This is a genomic window from Colwellia sp. SU-HH01217 (genome assembly GCF_057543495.1).
Genome location: NZ_BAAJLX010000002.1, coordinates 374,029 through 389,415 on the forward strand (window position 1 = coordinate 374,029; position 15,387 = coordinate 389,415).

Below are 15,387 nucleotides of genomic sequence, written 5' to 3' on the forward strand. Positions count from 1 at the left end.
GAGAGCATCATGAAAAAATTATTCACCTTAAAAACAATGATCATTGGTGCTGTTTCTGTAATGTCATTAATGTTTTCATTAACAGCGGTATCAAGTGATAATGAAGTGGCAACACTTAGAGATCATACAAAGTTGCTAGAACAACAAGAACCTAATTTAATTCCTAAAGTGGTAAATAAGGATATTAAACAAGGTCGAAATTATCCTATGCAACCCCCTGTTATTCCTCATACTACTCGTAGTTATGAAGTGAACAAAAACAACAATAAGTGTATGTCTTGTCACTCTCGTCATCGCACAGAAGAATCACAAGCGCCTATGGTAAGTGTGACTCATTACATGAATCGTGATGGAAATTTCTTAGCAGAAATATCACCGCGTCGTTATTTTTGTAATCAATGTCATGTCACTCAACTTGATGCTAAGCCTTTAGTTGAAAATACTTTCATTGATATGCACAGTCTAATGAAGCAAAAACCTGAAAATAAACCACAACATTAAGGTCGAACGATTATGAAAAGACTTTTATTATTAACTTGGCAAACACTTACTAAACCCAGTGGTTATTACAGTTTAGGCTTTTTAGTGATTGGCGGTTTTATTGCCGGAATTATTTTTTGGGGTGGTTTTAATACAGCTTTAGAAGTAACTAATACCGAAGAGTTTTGTATTTCATGTCATGAAATGGAAAATAACGTCTATGAAGAGTTAAAATCGACGATTCATTTTACCAATCGCTCGGGTGTTCGTGCTACTTGTCCAGATTGTCATGTTCCACATAAATGGACAGATAAAATTGCTCGTAAAATGCAAGCTTCGAAAGAAGTTTGGGGGAAAATTTTTGGCACCATCAATACACGTGAAAAATTCTTAGCCCATCGTCTTCGTTTAGCTCAAAATGAATGGACGCGATTAAAAGCCAATGATTCATTAGAGTGTAGAAACTGTCATAACTTTGATTACATGGACTTTACTGAACAAAGTGAACGTGCGGCCAATCAGCATTCAGGCGCACTAGCTAACGGCGAAAAAACTTGTATTGATTGCCATAAAGGTATTGCTCATCATCTGCCGGATATGAAAGGAATAGAAGGCTGGTAATTACTGTTTAATCAATTAAAAAACATAAAAGCACTCAATTTATCGAGTGCTTTTTTTTATTTTAACGAATGCCATTTCTTCATAAATTTCATCTTAAATAATTTGTAAAAAAACCTATCTTTGCCTATCTTCAATTTATAAAAGAGTGAAGGAGGTAGGTATGAGCAACAACTTTACAAGCGATCCTAAATTGATTATTGATCCCCCCGATTATGACAAAGATCTTGCTACAGGAAACCAAGCAAAGAAAAATTCAAAAATACATAGACGTATAGATGAATTACTCGAGCAAAAAAGGTTAAAAAAACTGTTAGATGAAACAGATGATTGGACGTTATAAAGTTTTTATTTGATTACCCGTTAACGATCACGAAATAAAGGCGTTAAAAGCCAACTACTTTTTCAATAAGAACTGGTAATATAGTTATATTAGAAATATTTTTAACTCAAAATTATGACTTTACTCGAAAAGCTCCGCTGTTTATTAACCTTTGGACAAGGGGTCGCTTTACCTCTACCTAAAATTCCAGAAAATGCTCAACCTTTACCTCTTTTTGAACAATGGTTTGAAGAAGCCAATAAGTCAGGCATATTGTTGCCTGAGTCTATGTCCGTAAGTAGTTGTGGTACCAATGGACAACCAAGCTCTCGGATGGTCTTGCTCAAAGAATACAATAATGATGGCTTTATCTTTTATACAAACTACGCTAGTCGAAAAAGCCAAAACTTAACTGAAAATAATAAAGTAGCGTTACTGTTTCATTGGAATGTTTTACAAAGACAAATACGAATTGAAGGAACTGTTGAAAAAGTACCTCTAGCTCAATCTAAAGCGTATTTTCATAGCCGTGATCGTGGTAGCCAAATTGGCGCGTGGGCTTCAAAGCAAAGTAATAAAATAACACAAGAAAATGAACTTCAACAAAGAGTTGATTTTTATAATGCGAAATACCCCAAAGGCGAAGTTCCTCATCCTGAATTTTGGGGAGGCTGGCAAGTAAAACCGAACTACATGGAATTTTGGCAAGGCAGATCTAGTCGATTACATGATAGAATTTGTTTTGAAAAACAAGCAGATAACTCATGGTCACAGTTTAAATTAAATCCATAATTTAATAGGGTTAATCTAAAAGGATTTCACCATTTTTCATCTTTTTCTTCATTTTTTTGTCCCTGCGATAGTCGCCGCTTTATTTTTTAAAAAAGCATGGCGAAAAGCATATTTTTTAATGATATTAACAATGCTTATTGATGTCGATCATTTACTGGCAACCCCGATTTATGATCCACTTCGTTGCAGCATTGGTTTCCACCCTCTTCATCAAAACTTAGCAATCGCGTTTTATACTATTTGCTGTTTTATCCCTAAACTTAGATACCTAGGGTTAGGGTTAATTATTCATATGGCATTAGATTCAATAGACTGTTTTGTTAATCAAGGTGTTTGGTCTCATACCTTTTAACTACTATCCACACTTATATTTTACTGTTTAGTAGCGAAAAAAAACGGGAAGCAAATAGCTTCCCGTTTCATTATTATCTAGCATTTAACGTTAATTGGCGTATTTAACCAACAAGCGCTAATAAAATACCTGCTGCTACGGCAGAACCAAGAACACCTGCTACGTTAGGTCCCATCGCATGCATCAATAAGAAGTTATGTGGGTTAGACTCTAAGCCAACTTTATTCGCCACACGAGCCGCCATGGGTACAGCAGAAACCCCTGCCGCGCCAATAAGTGGATTAACGGGCACCTTAGAGAATTTATTCATAGTTTTAGCCATTAATACCCCTGATGCAGTGCCAATTGAAAACGCCACAGCACCAAGACCAAGAATACCTAATGTCTCAACGTTTAAAAAAGCTTCGGCACTTAGTTTTGAACCAACACCTAGACCTAAGAAAATCGTCGTGATATTAATTAATTCGTTTTGAGCTGTGTTACTTAAACGGTCAACCACGCCACATTCACGCATTAAATTACCTAAACAAAACATACCTACAAGCGGTGTTGCCGCAGGTAAAAAGAAAATCGCCATCAGTAAAACTGCTAGAGGAAAAACAACTTTCTCAACTTTAGTTACAGGTCTTAATTGTGCCATCTCAATCTTACGTTCATTTTCTGATGTTAATGCACGCATTATTGGTGGTTGAATAATTGGCACTAACGCCATATAAGAGTATGCTGCCACAGCAATTGCCCCAAGTAACTCTGGTGCCAATTTAGTTGCTAGAAATATAGCCGTTGGTCCATCTGCTCCACCTATAATGGCAATAGCCGATGCATCTTTTAAGGTAAACTCAATACCTGGCACTACATTGAGCGCAATTGCGCCAAATAAAGTGGCAAATATACCGGCTTGCGCTGCCGCCCCTAAAAACAATGTTTTAGGGTTAGCAATTAGTGCACTGAAATCAGTCATTGCACCCACGCCCATAAATATTATTAAAGGGAAAATGCCCGTTTCAATACCAACATGATAAATATAATATAAAAATCCGCCAGCTTCAGAAAACCCAGCTTCTGGGATATTGGTTAAAATTGCGCCAAACCCCATAGGTAATAATAATAGCGGTTCAAAGTTACGTGCTATGGCAAGATAGAGAAGCCCGCAACCCACTGCCATCATAATAACTTGACCAGACTCAAAATTAGCTAAGCCGGTTGATAACCATAATTTTTGTAATGCTTCCATCGTGAACTCTTATCCTAAGCTTAATAAAGCTTGACCAACGGCAACTGAGTCACCTTCTTTAACATGCAAGGCTGTTACTTCTCCAGCACTAGCAGCACGAATTTCAGTTTCCATTTTCATAGCTTCCATAATGATAACCACTTCACCTGCTTCAACATGATCACCCTCATTTACTAGAACTTTAAAAATATTACCTGCTAAAGGAGCGTTCAATGCTTCGGATGCTGATGCGGAAGAAGATGGCTTAGCTGTATTGCCAGTTGTTGGTTGACTAATTTGACTAATTTCACCACCAGGAGCCACAACAACATCAAACACCTTACCATCAACACTTACCGCATAATTACAAGGTTCAGTTGACGATGGAGCCGATTTTGGAGCTGAAACTGTTTCTTCACCCGTTGGTGCAGGCTCGAAAGCAGCAGGGTTATTGCGATTCTCTAAAAATTTCAAACCAATTTGCGGGAATAATGCATAAGTTAATACATCATCAATCGACTCATCGGCAAGTGAAATGCTTTTCTCAGCGCTTAGTGAGCTTAGTTCTTGTGTAAGTTTATCCATTTCAGGATCAATTAAATCAGCAGGTCGACAAGTGATTGCTTCTGCGCCATCTAATACCCGAGACTGCAAATCTGCATTAACTTTATCTGCAGTAGCGCCATACTCACCTTTTAACACACCGGCTGTTTCTTTAGTGATCGACTTATAACGTTCACCAGTTAAAACGTTCAATACCGCTTGTGTACCAACAATTTGCGATGTAGGTGTCACTAAAGGAATATAGCCTAAATCTTTTCGCACTTTAGGTATTTCAGTAAGTACTTCATCTAACTTATCAGCGGCGCCTTGTTCTTTAAGTTGCATTTCCATGTTAGTTAACATGCCACCAGGTACTTGAGCGAGTAAAATTCGAGCATCAATACCCTTTAAGCTGCCTTCAAACTTGGCATATTTTTTACGTACATCACGAAAATAAGTGGCAACTTCAGCAAGTTTTGCCATATCTAAACCCGTATCTCGAGCAGAGCCTTCAACCATTGAAACTACTGTTTCTGTTGGTGAATGACCATACGTCATACTCATAGATGAAATAGCGGTATCAATAACATCAACATCGGCATCAACTGCTTTCATATGCGTGGCAATACTTAAACCTGTTGTAGCATGACAATGCAGTGCAATAGGCAATGATACGCTCTCTTTTAATCGGCCAATTAGTTCAGCTGCATCATAAGGTTTTAACAAACCTGACATGTCTTTAATACATAATGAATGTGCACCCATATCTTCTAGTTGTTTGGCCATAGTCAACCAACCTTCTAGCGTATGAACAGGACTTTCAGTATAACTTAAGGTGCCTTGCGCATGAGCGCCAACTTTAACTGCCGCTTTAATTGAGGTTTCTAAATTGCGAACATCATTCATTGCATCAAAAATACGGAAAACATCAATACCATTTACGTGAGCACGCTCAACAAATTTTTCAACAACATCATCAGCGTAGTGACGATAGCCCAAAATGTTTTGTCCACGGAATAACATTTGTTGCTTTGTTTTTGGCATTGCTTTTTTCAATGCACGTAAACGTTCCCATGGATCTTCGCCAAGATAACGAATACAAGAATCAAAAGTAGCACCACCCCATGACTCAATAGACCAGAACCCAATATCATCTAACGCAGGAGCGATAGGTAACATATCTTCTAAACGAAGGCGTGTTGCTAAAAGTGACTGATGTGCATCTCTTAAAACAACTTCAGTAATACCTAATGGTTTTGTCATGATTATTCCTATTTATTGCTCTTTTGTTGAGGGTTTTGCTGTCGATACTGTGCTACAGCTGAACTTATTGCAGCGACAACCTGAGGTGAAACACCGTCAGTGACATTGTTTTTTTTCTTTGTCACACGCTGTGGTCTTGTTTGGACAACAGCGTCTGGGAATGTTATTGCTAGTTTAGCTAAAACGGTATTTATAAAAACAACCATTAAACCTAAAAACACAAAAACAAATACCATACCGGTTAATAATAATGCACCAGCTTCTAAAAATAATTGGTTTAAGTGTCCCATCAAATTATCTCTTTAAAAAATTTATATAATTAGAATAATCACTCCAATAACTAAAAAGCAAATATATTTTAGCTGTTTCAGATAAATAATTTTAAGTCAACATCAAAAAACACCTTATTCAGTCTTTTTATATAAAAATTCAGGCTATTTTAGTCTTTTTTAATATTGTATACATAATTGAATTCGTGAATATCGGGGATTAGAGAGTATTAAAAAGGAATGGGATACAATATATTACAATGTCGTTTTGATGCATAATCTATGAATAAAAATTCACACGAAGTATAAAAAGCGTTCAATTGAATTGTAGGTAAAGGTCAATGAAATGAGAGGATAACAAAAGTTGAACGCTTAACTGCTCAACTTTTGTTAATTATGGTATTACTCTGTTTCAGGTATATCGGTTGAAGGTTCAGTTGCGACAGATTCAATAGCAATACGATCTACTCGCTGTAAACCTCTAGGTAATTTATTGCCTCTGCGGCCTCGTTCGCCACGATAATGTTCAATATCACTCGCTTTCAACGTAAGCTTGCGTTTACCAGCGTGCAATGTTATTCCATCAGTAGGTGATATCACGTGAATTAAAGTAACATATTCTTCTCTGGCTTTTGCTCGAGCAGATGGAATGTTAATGATCTTATTCCCTTTACCTTTACTTAATACTGGTAAATCCTTAATTGGAAACACTAGCATACGCCCTTCTGTGGTAATAGCTAAGCATAGTTGAGATTCTAAATCACTCACAATTTGAGGCGTCATCACTTTTGCAGATGCAGGCAAGCTTAATAGCGCTTTACCGTTTTTATTTCTACTCACCATATCGGCAAAACTACCAATAAAACCGTAACCAGCATCACTTGTTAATAAATACCTACACTCATCATCAGCCATTAAGACTTTGGTAAAAATTTCTCCTTGTGATAAGTTAAAGCGTCCACTTAATGGTTCTCCCTGACTCCTTGCTGTAGGTAAGGTATGCGCATCTGTAGCATAGGCACGCCCAGAAGTGTCAATAAACACCACAGGGCGATTACTACGCCCTTTGGCTGAACATAAATATTCATCGCCAGCTTTATAACTTAAACTAACCGGTTCAATATCATGTCCTTTAGCACAACGGGCCCAACCTTTGTCAGATACAACAACAGTAACAGGCTCACTAGGCACCAAGTCTTTTTCTGATAGTGCTTTAGCTTCTCCTCGCTCGACAATTTGCGAACGGCGCTCATCACCATACAGTTCAGCAGCTTCTAAAATTTCTTTTTTCATTAACGTGTTCATGCGGGCTTTAGAGCCTAATAGTTTCTCTAGGTGCTCTCTTTCTGCATTCAATTCATCTTGTTCAGCCCGGATTTTAATTTCTTCTAATTTAGCAAGTTGGCGCAACTTTATTTCTAAAATAGACTCTGCTTGAATGCTAGATAGATCAAATCTCGACATTAATTCATCTTTGGGTTTATCGTAATTACGAATAATTTCGATAACTTCATCAATGTTTAAGTAGGCAATTAGTAATCCATCTAAAATATGTATACGTGCTAATACTTTATCTAAACGATACTGTAAACGTCGACGAACAGTTTCACGACGGTATTCTAACCATTCAGTTAAAATACCTTTTAAATCTTTTACCGCTGGACGATTATCTAAACCTATCATGTTCAAATTAACACGATAGCTTTTCTCAAGATCTGTTGTTGCAAATAAGTGTTGCATTAACTGTTCAATATCAACGCGGTTTGAACGAGGTACTATTACTAGGCGAGTAGGGTTTTCATGATCAGATTCATCACGTAAATCAACAACCATCGGCAGTTTTTTAGCCTGCATTTGATTAGCTATTTGCTCAAGAATCTTGCCACCAGCAGCTTGGTGAGGCAAAGAACTAATAACAACTTCGCCTTGTTCGATATCATACACTGCGCGCATCTTAATGCTGCCACGCCCTGTTTGATATATTTTTTCAATTTCAGTTTTTGGCGTAATTATTTCAGCGTCAGTTGGGTAGTCAGGCCCCTTGACAAACTCTAATAAATCAATAAGTTCTGATTTAGGTTGCTCAATTAAGTGCACACAAGCTTTGGCTATTTCTCTTACATTATGAGGCGGAATATCCGTTGCCATGCCTACAGCAATGCCAGTGATCCCATTAAGTAAAATATGAGGTAAACGCGCAGGTAACATGCGGGGCTCTTTCATTGTACCGTCAAAATTGGGACTCCAATCAACAGTACCTTGCCCTAACTCAGATAATAAAACCTCACTAAAGCGAGACAACCTTGATTCGGTATACCGCATTGCTGCAAACGATTTAGGATCATCTGGTGCCCCCCAGTTACCTTGTCCATCAACCAACGGATATCGGTAGGAAAAAGGTTGCGCCATTAAAACCATAGCTTCATAACAAGCTGAATCACCATGGGGATGAAACTTACCTAATACATCACCAACAGTACGCGCTGATTTTTTATATTTAGCATTGGCTGATAAACCTAACTCAGACATTGCATAAACTATTCGTCGCTGCACTGGTTTTAAACCATCACCAATATGTGGCAATGCTCTATCCATGATGACATACATAGAGTAGTTTAAATAAGCTTCTTCGGTGAACTGTCGTAAAGGTTTCTGTTCGATACCGTCAAGACTATATTCGAGCACATCAGACATGAAATGATTTTCCTAATGAAGTAACTAAGTTGATATTATTTTATTATTATCGCCAAATTGTAGCGTAGTAATGATGACTAACGCTTAGCTTATACGATTATTCGCGGGGAAAAAATAGCTCTGTTGTCTAATCAACAAAATAAAAGTAAAATTACGACTTTACTGAGTAGAACGCTGAATATGGTTTGATATTCTGCTCATAGATTCATCAAAAATCACTACCTGATTTTTACCATGAGATTTTGCTTGATACATTGCTAAATCAGCATTGTGTAATAACTCTTCAAAGTGAGTTACCTCTTGCTTGTTTATCGCGACACCAATACTGACAGATAAAGACTCTTTAATTCCCACTTGCGAAAAATCATACTCAGCTACCTTTTCTCTTAAACGCTCAGATACAGCTTTAATTTCATCAAGTGTTGTATCAGGCAGCATAGCAACAAATTCTTCCCCTCCTAAGCGAACAAATACATCGCGACTGCGCATCACTTCATTACCCAATATAGCGATTTGTTGAAGAGTTTTATCACCTACTTCGTGGCCATAGTTATCATTAATCTGTTTAAAGTCGTCAACGTCGACAACAATAAGGCTGAAATTCAGATTTTCCTCAATAAAAATGGTGGCGAGCTCTTTACCTTCTTCAAATAAAAACCGACGATTGGGTAACTGTGTTAAACCATCTGTTTTAGCTTGTTTAATTAACTTTTTTCTAAGTTTTAGTTGTCGAAAACAAATAAACAAAAAAATACCGATAGTCACAATAATTAAAAAGGTATTAATTTGCTGTAAGTTTTGATTTTGTACAGACTCTTTAAGCTCGAGTTTTTTCAATTTACTTTGATTAACGAGTACTTCATTTTGTTGAATTTTATTTTCAGTTTTATATTTTTTATTTAACAACTCAACTTTTTTATCATGCTCATCCCAAGTAAAGTTTTGCATACTAGAAAAATACGTTTTCTTAGCAATATAAGCTTGTTTATAATTCTTTAGCGCAACATAATTCTTGGCAAGTTCTAAATAAGATTGCGAAAATAAAGGGGTGTTTAATTGTTTTTTTGAAATATCTTTGTCAAATTCGTGTGCACGATTAATCAAATTAATCGCTTGTTCAAAATTATTGTTATGCGCACTGACAATAGCTTCTAACAACAAAAGTAAGTATTTTTCAGCTGCATTAAAATTGCCACTTTCTTGCGATATTGGTGGTAATTGCTTGGCAATTCTTTCAGGATTACTTTCTTTTAACGCAAGCAACACCGTCAATCGCTTATCTATTGCATAAGCCTGAGACAACTCAATAGACTGAGGAGCTTCTTGAGCAAATACAACAATACTGCCCACGAAAAAAAGCATAATAAATAAAAGAGATTTAGCGTTCATTAACTGCACACCTTATTTCTTCCTTCTTGCTTGGCTAAATATAATTTGACATCTGCAGTTCTAAGTAGGCCATCCAAACTATCGCCTTTATTTAACGAAACACTTTCATCAAAAACACTCACGCCAATACTGACTGATACGGTACCTACTTCTTCAAATGGCCACTGGTGCTGATAAATATACAACCGTAACCTTTCAGCAATTTTAAGTCCTTTCTCTAACGAGGTATTAGGAAGAAAAGCAACAAACTCTTCACCACCAAATCGACCAAAAATGTCTGATGTTCGCATGCTACTATTAATTTGATCCGCTATTTCTTTTAGCACTTTATCGCCTACACTATGACCGCACTTATCATTGATCACTTTAAAGTGATCAACATCAATCATAAACACACACATAGAAGAGCTACTTTGCTTGACCCGTTTAAACATTTGACTTGCAAGTTGCATTGTATGGCGACGATTGAACACGCCTGTTAGGCTATCAGTTCGACTCGCTTTTAATAAAAACTCTTGTCCATAAACGAGCTTAATGACGACCCAAGCTAATATTAATGCAAGTAAAGCGATAATAAGTAAATAACCTCGTTGCTCACTCATGGCTCTGTCAGCCTCAGCTAATTCGAGTGTGCGTAATGTTTTCTCTTGTACAAGAATTTCATTTAGCAAATCAGCTTGTTCACTTTCATAACGTAATCGCAAGTCATCAATGGCAAGTAAGTTTTCTTCTCTGCGAATTACTTTTACTTTTTCAATAACATCAGAAATCAAACGATACGCTTCTTCGTGGCGACTTAACGCGTGCAAAATTTCTGATTTTAATATCAACGTGTAAATGGAAAACCATTTATATTGTGGTAGCGTCGGATGTTTTAGTAGTTCATTAGCTTGAAAAAACACATCAAGGGCTTCATCGTAACGTTCAAGCTCTTTTAATATTTCCGTTTTATTAAACAAATAATAAAGCATCGCATCATGATGTTCAGTATCTTCAATATACTGACCTGCCAGTAAAATATATTGATACGAGGCCTCAGGATCGCTTTCTTTTTGCTTTAACAGCGCCCACGACATTCCTGAATAAACACTATACATTAACGATTTACTGTTAATGTCTTTGGCACCATCAATCACTTCTTTAAATAAATTAATCGCCTCTTCATATTCTTCTTGTTGAGACAAGTTTTGTGCAATACCGCTGAGTGTATTGAAAGCATAAAAGGTTTGACCTGCATTTAAAAAGTGTTGGTAAGCTTGACGTTGATAAGCTAATGATTTTTCTCTTTGCCCTAAATACCAATACAAAATGCTCAGTTCACTGTTAACCGATCCTTTTAGCTCATCATCATCTGTTTGGCTAGCTAATGTATAAGCTTCGTTCAAAACTTTTATTGAAGCTTCAAAGCGTTCGCTTAAATAATAAACAGCTCCCAAATTAATTAAGCCTTCACCAATATATTTAGGTTGATTAAGTGATTTTGCAAGCTCTAAACCATTTTCATAATTAGACTCTGCCTCTGCGATTTCACCTAAATTTTCTAATGCATATCCTTTAGCATAAAGTAATTGTGCAATCACTATACTCGGACTCGATAAATCTTTGGCTAAAGCTAAGCCTTTATCTGCAAAAATTTTAGTTTTTAAATAGAGATTTTCTTCGGCATGAATTTCAGACAGCAATTTATAATACTGAATACGTTGTTCTATTTTTAGCTGAGTTAAATCGAGTTGATAACCAATTAATAATTCAAGCGCAGCTGAGGGGTTTTCATTTTTAGTCGCTTCGACAGTTAAGACTACTTGTTCAAAAGACAGGGTTAATCCTTGAAAAGCAAATGCCTTACAAGGAATTAACATCATTAAGCAGATTAAAAATGTTCTTGAAAATATAGCTAAATATTTAACGCGTTCTAGCAACTACCTAACCTTCTGAACAATTTTTATTATAATTTATTAATCGAGTATAAACGTTTTATTGGCAAATTAAAGGCTAAAAAACAAACGATGAATAACTGTAATGGCACAACTGTATCTAAAAGTTGACTCTTTATTGTCCAATTAGTCAACAATTGCCAGATCACCATTACTTTGCAGCCAAGTTTTCCTATCTCCCGCTCTTTTTTTAGAGAGCAACATATCCATGAGTTCCATCATTTCAGAATGATCTTCAACCGTCAGTTGAACTAAGCGCCTGGTATTGGGGTCCATGGTTGTTTCTCGCAATTGAAGAGGATTCATTTCACCCAAACCTTTAAAGCGTTGTACATTGACTTTTCCGCGTTTTTTCTCTGCTTCAATACGATCTAAAATCGCTTCTTTCTCTGCTTCATCAAGGGCGTAATAGACTTCTTTAGCAACATCAATTCGATACAAAGGCGGCATGGCAACATAAACATGTCCTTGTTGAACTAAAGGCAAAAAATGTTGGGTAAATAAAGCACACAACAAAGTAGCAATGTGCAAACCATCGGAGTCAGCATCAGCTAGAATACAGATTTTACCGTAACGCAGCTCAGATAAGTCTTCACTGTCAGGATCAATACCTAAAGCAACAGAGATATCGTGTACTTCTTGAGACGCTAATATTTGCCCAGAATCAACTTCCCAAGTATTTAAAATTTTCCCTCTAAGCGGCATAATTGCTTGAAACTCACGATCTCTTGCTTGTTTCGCGCTACCACCAGCCGAGTCACCCTCAACTAAAAATAATTCAGTTCGCAGGATGTCTTGGCTACCACAATCGGTTAATTTTCCCGGTAATGCAGGCCCTTGAGTAATTTTTTTACGAATAATCTTTTTGCTAGCTCGTAATCGTCTTTGTGCATTAGAAATACAAAAATCGGCTAAAGACTCCGCTATCTCTGTATGTTCATTTAACCATAAGCTAAAAGCATCTTTCACCACACCGGTTACAAATGCTGCACATTGTCTTGATGACAACCTTTCTTTGGTTTGCCCAGCAAACTGAGGATCTTGCATTTTTACCGATAAAATATAACTACATTTATCCCAAATATCATCAGGTGTTAATTTTACGCCTCTGGGGATCAGATTTCTAAACTCACAAAACTCGCGCATTGATTCTAGTAAGCCTTGTCTAAAACCATTGACATGTGTGCCACCTTGAATAGTTGGTATAAGGTTTACGTAACTTTCACCTATTCCTTCCCCCCCTTCAGGTAACCATGTTACAGCCCATTCTGCAGCTTCGTGCTGCGAAGTAAAACTGCCAACAAATGGCTCTTGTGGCAAGTTCATGTAATCTTTAACCGATTCTTTTAAATAATCAGTTAATCCGGCTTCGTAGCACCAGTGATATTTTTTATCTTCATTTTTATCATGAAATTTAATGGTTAACCCTGGGCAAAGTACCGCTTTTGCTTTTAATAAATGAGTTAATTTTAAAGTAGAAAACTTCGGGGAATCAAAATAAGAAGCGTCTGGCCAAAATTTTACTCGCGTACCACTATTTCTTCTACCAACCGTTCCTGTTTCACGAAGTTCTTCAACTTTTTCGCCATTTTCGAACGCTATTTCATAAACTTTACTGTCGCGTCGAATCGTAACATCGACCCGCGTTGATAAAGCGTTAACAACTGAAATACCTACACCATGCAAACCACCAGAAAACTGGTAGTTTTTGTTTGAAAATTTACCACCTGCATGTAGCTTACAAAAAATAAGTTCAACACCCGAAACACCCTCCTCAGGATGAATGTCAATTGGCATACCACGGCCATCATCAATAATCTCTAAAGACTGGTCTTTATCTAGAATAACGGTGATATTTTGCGCATGACCGGCTAGTGCTTCATCGACTGAGTTATCGATAACTTCTTGGCCTAAATGATTCGGTCTAGCGGTATCGGTATACATGCCAGGGCGATGGCGTACAGGGTCTAAACCACTTAAAACTTCTATTGATCCAGCATTATATTCTTCGGTCATGAGAAACTTCTGATAATTGTTATTATTAATTGTAAAGTTAGTTTATATCGTGCTTATTATTAAACACTATGTATAAGCTCAACTTGGTTAGGTTCAGTAAAATGAAAAAAGCTCGCCATCTCTGGTAGCATTTGTTCATAACCAACAAAGCTATGATCGCCACCTTGTTGCGTTATAATTTTCGCATCTTGATAAAAATTTATCGCTTGACGATAATCTAACACTTCATCGCCCGTTTGTACCATCAGCAAGTAATTATTTTTCATTATTTCGTCTTGTTCAAGCCTTTTTAATGTCTCTATAAAGTTAACGGTGACTTTGTATGCTTCATTAGTATAAGGGTTAACCTGATCACCAAGATACTCGGTCAATAACTGATAAGGTTTTACCGCTGGGTTAATCAATATTGCAGGTCGTTGATATTTTTCTGCTAAGTAAGTTGAAAAGAAACCACCTAACGATGAACCAATAAAATACCATTGAGCATTTTCATCTGTACACAAGATATCGTTAATAATTTCATTTAGCTGACTAACTGCCGCTTCTGGGCTATTGGCAATTTGTGGACAATGAAAATTTACTTCTGGATAATTTTTGGCAAAATATTGTTGCGTAAATTGAGCTTTAACAGACGAAGGTGATGAATTAAATCCGTGTAAATAAAGAATGTGTTTTGACATTATTTGATCACTTTTTTGTGTGAGTTTTTTAAAAGAGGGAAGTTGCTTTGGCTATAATGTAAGCTGGTTTTCAATTGTCCATTGGATTGTAAATTAAATAAACGATAGCCAGGGCCCTGTTCTAGTGCCTTAACGGTATCTGCAAGAGGATCAAATTGAATAGAAGTAGCAGGACAAGTATACACATCTACACTTCGCTTAGTTTCAGCTTTACTTAAAGTCGAACCTCGATGAACATGCCCACAAGCTACCCCGGCAATTGAGGGATAGTCATCAATAACAGACCAAAATTTTTCACTATTATTTAAACCATGCCTATCGATAAAATAGCCAACATTAACGGGGTGGTGATGCATAAATATCAGCTGATTTTTACTCGGGTTAATTCTTTGTTTCAACAAAGTCAATTCTGTGTCATCTACTTGCCCAGCGGGTCCTTGTATTACCTGACTTTTACTTTCCACAAGAATAACTTGCCAGTGTTGATTTTCGATATTTTTAGAGCTTGTAAAAGGATCTTCCTTTAAATATTGAGTTAACAATTTCGGTTCATCATGATTGCCGCTAAGAAACATTATTGGCGTTTCGATTCGACATTGCTCAACCGCTTGGCTAAATAGTTGATATGATGCTTCACTATGGTCTTGGCTTAGATCCCCAGTAAAGATAATATAATCAATGTCCAAATTATGCTTTAATTCCTGCAACACGGTCAGTAAATGTTGGTAAACATTAGCTCCGCAATGCAGAGCAGACGGTTGGTCAAATAAATGGCTGTCACTAATTTGCGCAATAACAAGTGAATGTTCCAAAAAAACCTCT

The 15,387-nt window shown here is 36.8% G+C and carries 14 protein-coding genes; 5 read left to right on the top strand and 9 right to left on the bottom strand.

Features of this window, described 5'->3' with window-relative positions; all coding sequences use genetic code 11:
* The first annotated feature begins 9 nt into the window (after nt 1–9).
* The 5 genes from AC27G3_RS04830 to AC27G3_RS04850 all read left to right on the top strand — a co-directional run bounded on the left by AC27G3_RS04830 (nt 10) and on the right by AC27G3_RS04850 (nt 2,564).
* Nucleotides 10–501 carry a nitrate reductase cytochrome c-type subunit gene (locus tag AC27G3_RS04830; RefSeq protein WP_487119313.1) on the top strand — a complete coding sequence of 164 codons (492 nt, stop codon included), beginning with the start codon at nt 10–12 and terminating at the stop codon, nt 499–501.
* Between the two features lie 12 nt (nt 502–513).
* Nucleotides 514–1,101, top strand: a complete 588-nt coding sequence (locus AC27G3_RS04835) for a cytochrome c3 family protein (protein WP_487119315.1) — start codon at nt 514–516, stop codon at nt 1,099–1,101.
* Nucleotides 1,102–1,261: 160 nt separating this feature from the next.
* Complete coding sequence (locus AC27G3_RS04840; protein ID WP_487119317.1) at nt 1,262–1,441, top strand: PA3496 family putative envelope integrity protein; 180 nt, start codon at nt 1,262–1,264, stop codon at nt 1,439–1,441.
* A 114-nt stretch (nt 1,442–1,555) separates the two neighbouring features.
* A complete protein-coding gene (gene pdxH, locus AC27G3_RS04845) occupies nt 1,556–2,212 on the top strand; it encodes a pyridoxamine 5'-phosphate oxidase (protein ID WP_487119319.1) in 657 nt (218 codons plus the stop codon).
* A gap of 31 nt (nt 2,213–2,243) precedes the next feature.
* Nucleotides 2,244–2,564, top strand: coding sequence for a DUF6122 family protein (locus AC27G3_RS04850; RefSeq protein ID WP_487119384.1), 321 nt, complete (start codon nt 2,244–2,246; stop codon nt 2,562–2,564).
* Nucleotides 2,565–2,667: 103 nt separating this feature from the next.
* Here the strand turns inward: AC27G3_RS04850 and AC27G3_RS04855 are convergent, their stop codons facing one another.
* The 9 genes from AC27G3_RS04855 to AC27G3_RS04895 all read right to left on the bottom strand — a co-directional run bounded on the left by AC27G3_RS04855 (nt 2,668) and on the right by AC27G3_RS04895 (nt 15,377).
* Complete coding sequence (locus AC27G3_RS04855; RefSeq protein ID WP_487119321.1) at nt 2,668–3,798, bottom strand: sodium ion-translocating decarboxylase subunit beta; 1,131 nt, start codon at nt 3,796–3,798, stop codon at nt 2,668–2,670.
* A gap of 9 nt (nt 3,799–3,807) precedes the next feature.
* Nucleotides 3,808–5,583, bottom strand: coding sequence for a sodium-extruding oxaloacetate decarboxylase subunit alpha (oadA, locus tag AC27G3_RS04860; RefSeq protein ID WP_487119323.1), 1,776 nt, complete (start codon nt 5,581–5,583; stop codon nt 3,808–3,810).
* Between the two features lie 8 nt (nt 5,584–5,591).
* The gene (locus tag AC27G3_RS04865; protein ID WP_487119325.1) at nt 5,592–5,873 is read right to left on the bottom strand and encodes an OadG family transporter subunit; all 282 of its coding nucleotides are present in this window, start codon (nt 5,871–5,873) and stop codon (nt 5,592–5,594) included.
* A gap of 381 nt (nt 5,874–6,254) precedes the next feature.
* On the bottom strand, nt 6,255–8,546 hold the full coding sequence (gene parC, locus AC27G3_RS04870; RefSeq protein ID WP_487119327.1) for a DNA topoisomerase IV subunit A: 2,292 nt from the start codon (nt 8,544–8,546) through the stop codon (nt 6,255–6,257).
* Nucleotides 8,547–8,705: 159 nt separating this feature from the next.
* The gene (locus AC27G3_RS04875) at nt 8,706–9,935 is read right to left on the bottom strand and encodes a GGDEF domain-containing protein (RefSeq protein ID WP_487119329.1); all 1,230 of its coding nucleotides are present in this window, start codon (nt 9,933–9,935) and stop codon (nt 8,706–8,708) included.
* A complete protein-coding gene (locus tag AC27G3_RS04880; RefSeq protein ID WP_487119331.1) occupies nt 9,935–11,854 on the bottom strand; it encodes a diguanylate cyclase in 1,920 nt (639 codons plus the stop codon). Before AC27G3_RS04880 ends, AC27G3_RS04875 begins: the two co-directional genes overlap by 1 nt.
* Before the next feature lie 141 nt (nt 11,855–11,995).
* Nucleotides 11,996–13,885, bottom strand: a complete 1,890-nt coding sequence (gene parE / locus AC27G3_RS04885) for a DNA topoisomerase IV subunit B (RefSeq protein WP_487119333.1) — start codon at nt 13,883–13,885, stop codon at nt 11,996–11,998.
* A 59-nt stretch (nt 13,886–13,944) separates the two neighbouring features.
* Nucleotides 13,945–14,565 (bottom strand): YqiA/YcfP family alpha/beta fold hydrolase, encoded by a 621-nt coding sequence (locus tag AC27G3_RS04890; RefSeq protein ID WP_487119335.1) that lies wholly within the window; start codon nt 14,563–14,565, stop codon nt 13,945–13,947.
* The gene (locus AC27G3_RS04895) at nt 14,565–15,377 is read right to left on the bottom strand and encodes a metallophosphoesterase (RefSeq protein WP_487119337.1); all 813 of its coding nucleotides are present in this window, start codon (nt 15,375–15,377) and stop codon (nt 14,565–14,567) included. Before AC27G3_RS04895 ends, AC27G3_RS04890 begins: the two co-directional genes overlap by 1 nt.
* Between the last annotated feature and the right edge of the window lie 10 nt (nt 15,378–15,387).

Excerpts from the sequence above, each read along its gene's own strand:
- AC27G3_RS04840 (WP_487119317.1), top strand. The coding sequence starts at position 1,262 with ATGAGCAACAACTTTACAAGCGATCCTAAATTGATTATTGATCCCCCC.
- AC27G3_RS04855 (WP_487119321.1), bottom strand. The coding sequence starts at position 3,798 with ATGGAAGCATTACAAAAATTATGGTTATCAACCGGCTTAGCTAATTTT.
- AC27G3_RS04830 (WP_487119313.1), top strand. The coding sequence starts at position 10 with ATGAAAAAATTATTCACCTTAAAAACAATGATCATTGGTGCTGTTTCT.
- parC (WP_487119327.1), bottom strand. The coding sequence starts at position 8,546 with ATGTCTGATGTGCTCGAATATAGTCTTGACGGTATCGAACAGAAACCT.
- AC27G3_RS04890 (WP_487119335.1), bottom strand. The coding sequence starts at position 14,565 with ATGTCAAAACACATTCTTTATTTACACGGATTTAATTCATCACCTTCG.
- oadA (WP_487119323.1), bottom strand. The coding sequence starts at position 5,583 with ATGACAAAACCATTAGGTATTACTGAAGTTGTTTTAAGAGATGCACAT.
- parE (WP_487119333.1), bottom strand. The coding sequence starts at position 13,885 with ATGACCGAAGAATATAATGCTGGATCAATAGAAGTTTTAAGTGGTTTA.
- AC27G3_RS04835 (WP_487119315.1), top strand. The coding sequence starts at position 514 with ATGAAAAGACTTTTATTATTAACTTGGCAAACACTTACTAAACCCAGT.
- AC27G3_RS04875 (WP_487119329.1), bottom strand. The coding sequence starts at position 9,935 with ATGAACGCTAAATCTCTTTTATTTATTATGCTTTTTTTCGTGGGCAGT.
- pdxH (WP_487119319.1), top strand. The coding sequence starts at position 1,556 with ATGACTTTACTCGAAAAGCTCCGCTGTTTATTAACCTTTGGACAAGGG.
- AC27G3_RS04865 (WP_487119325.1), bottom strand. The coding sequence starts at position 5,873 with ATGGGACACTTAAACCAATTATTTTTAGAAGCTGGTGCATTATTATTA.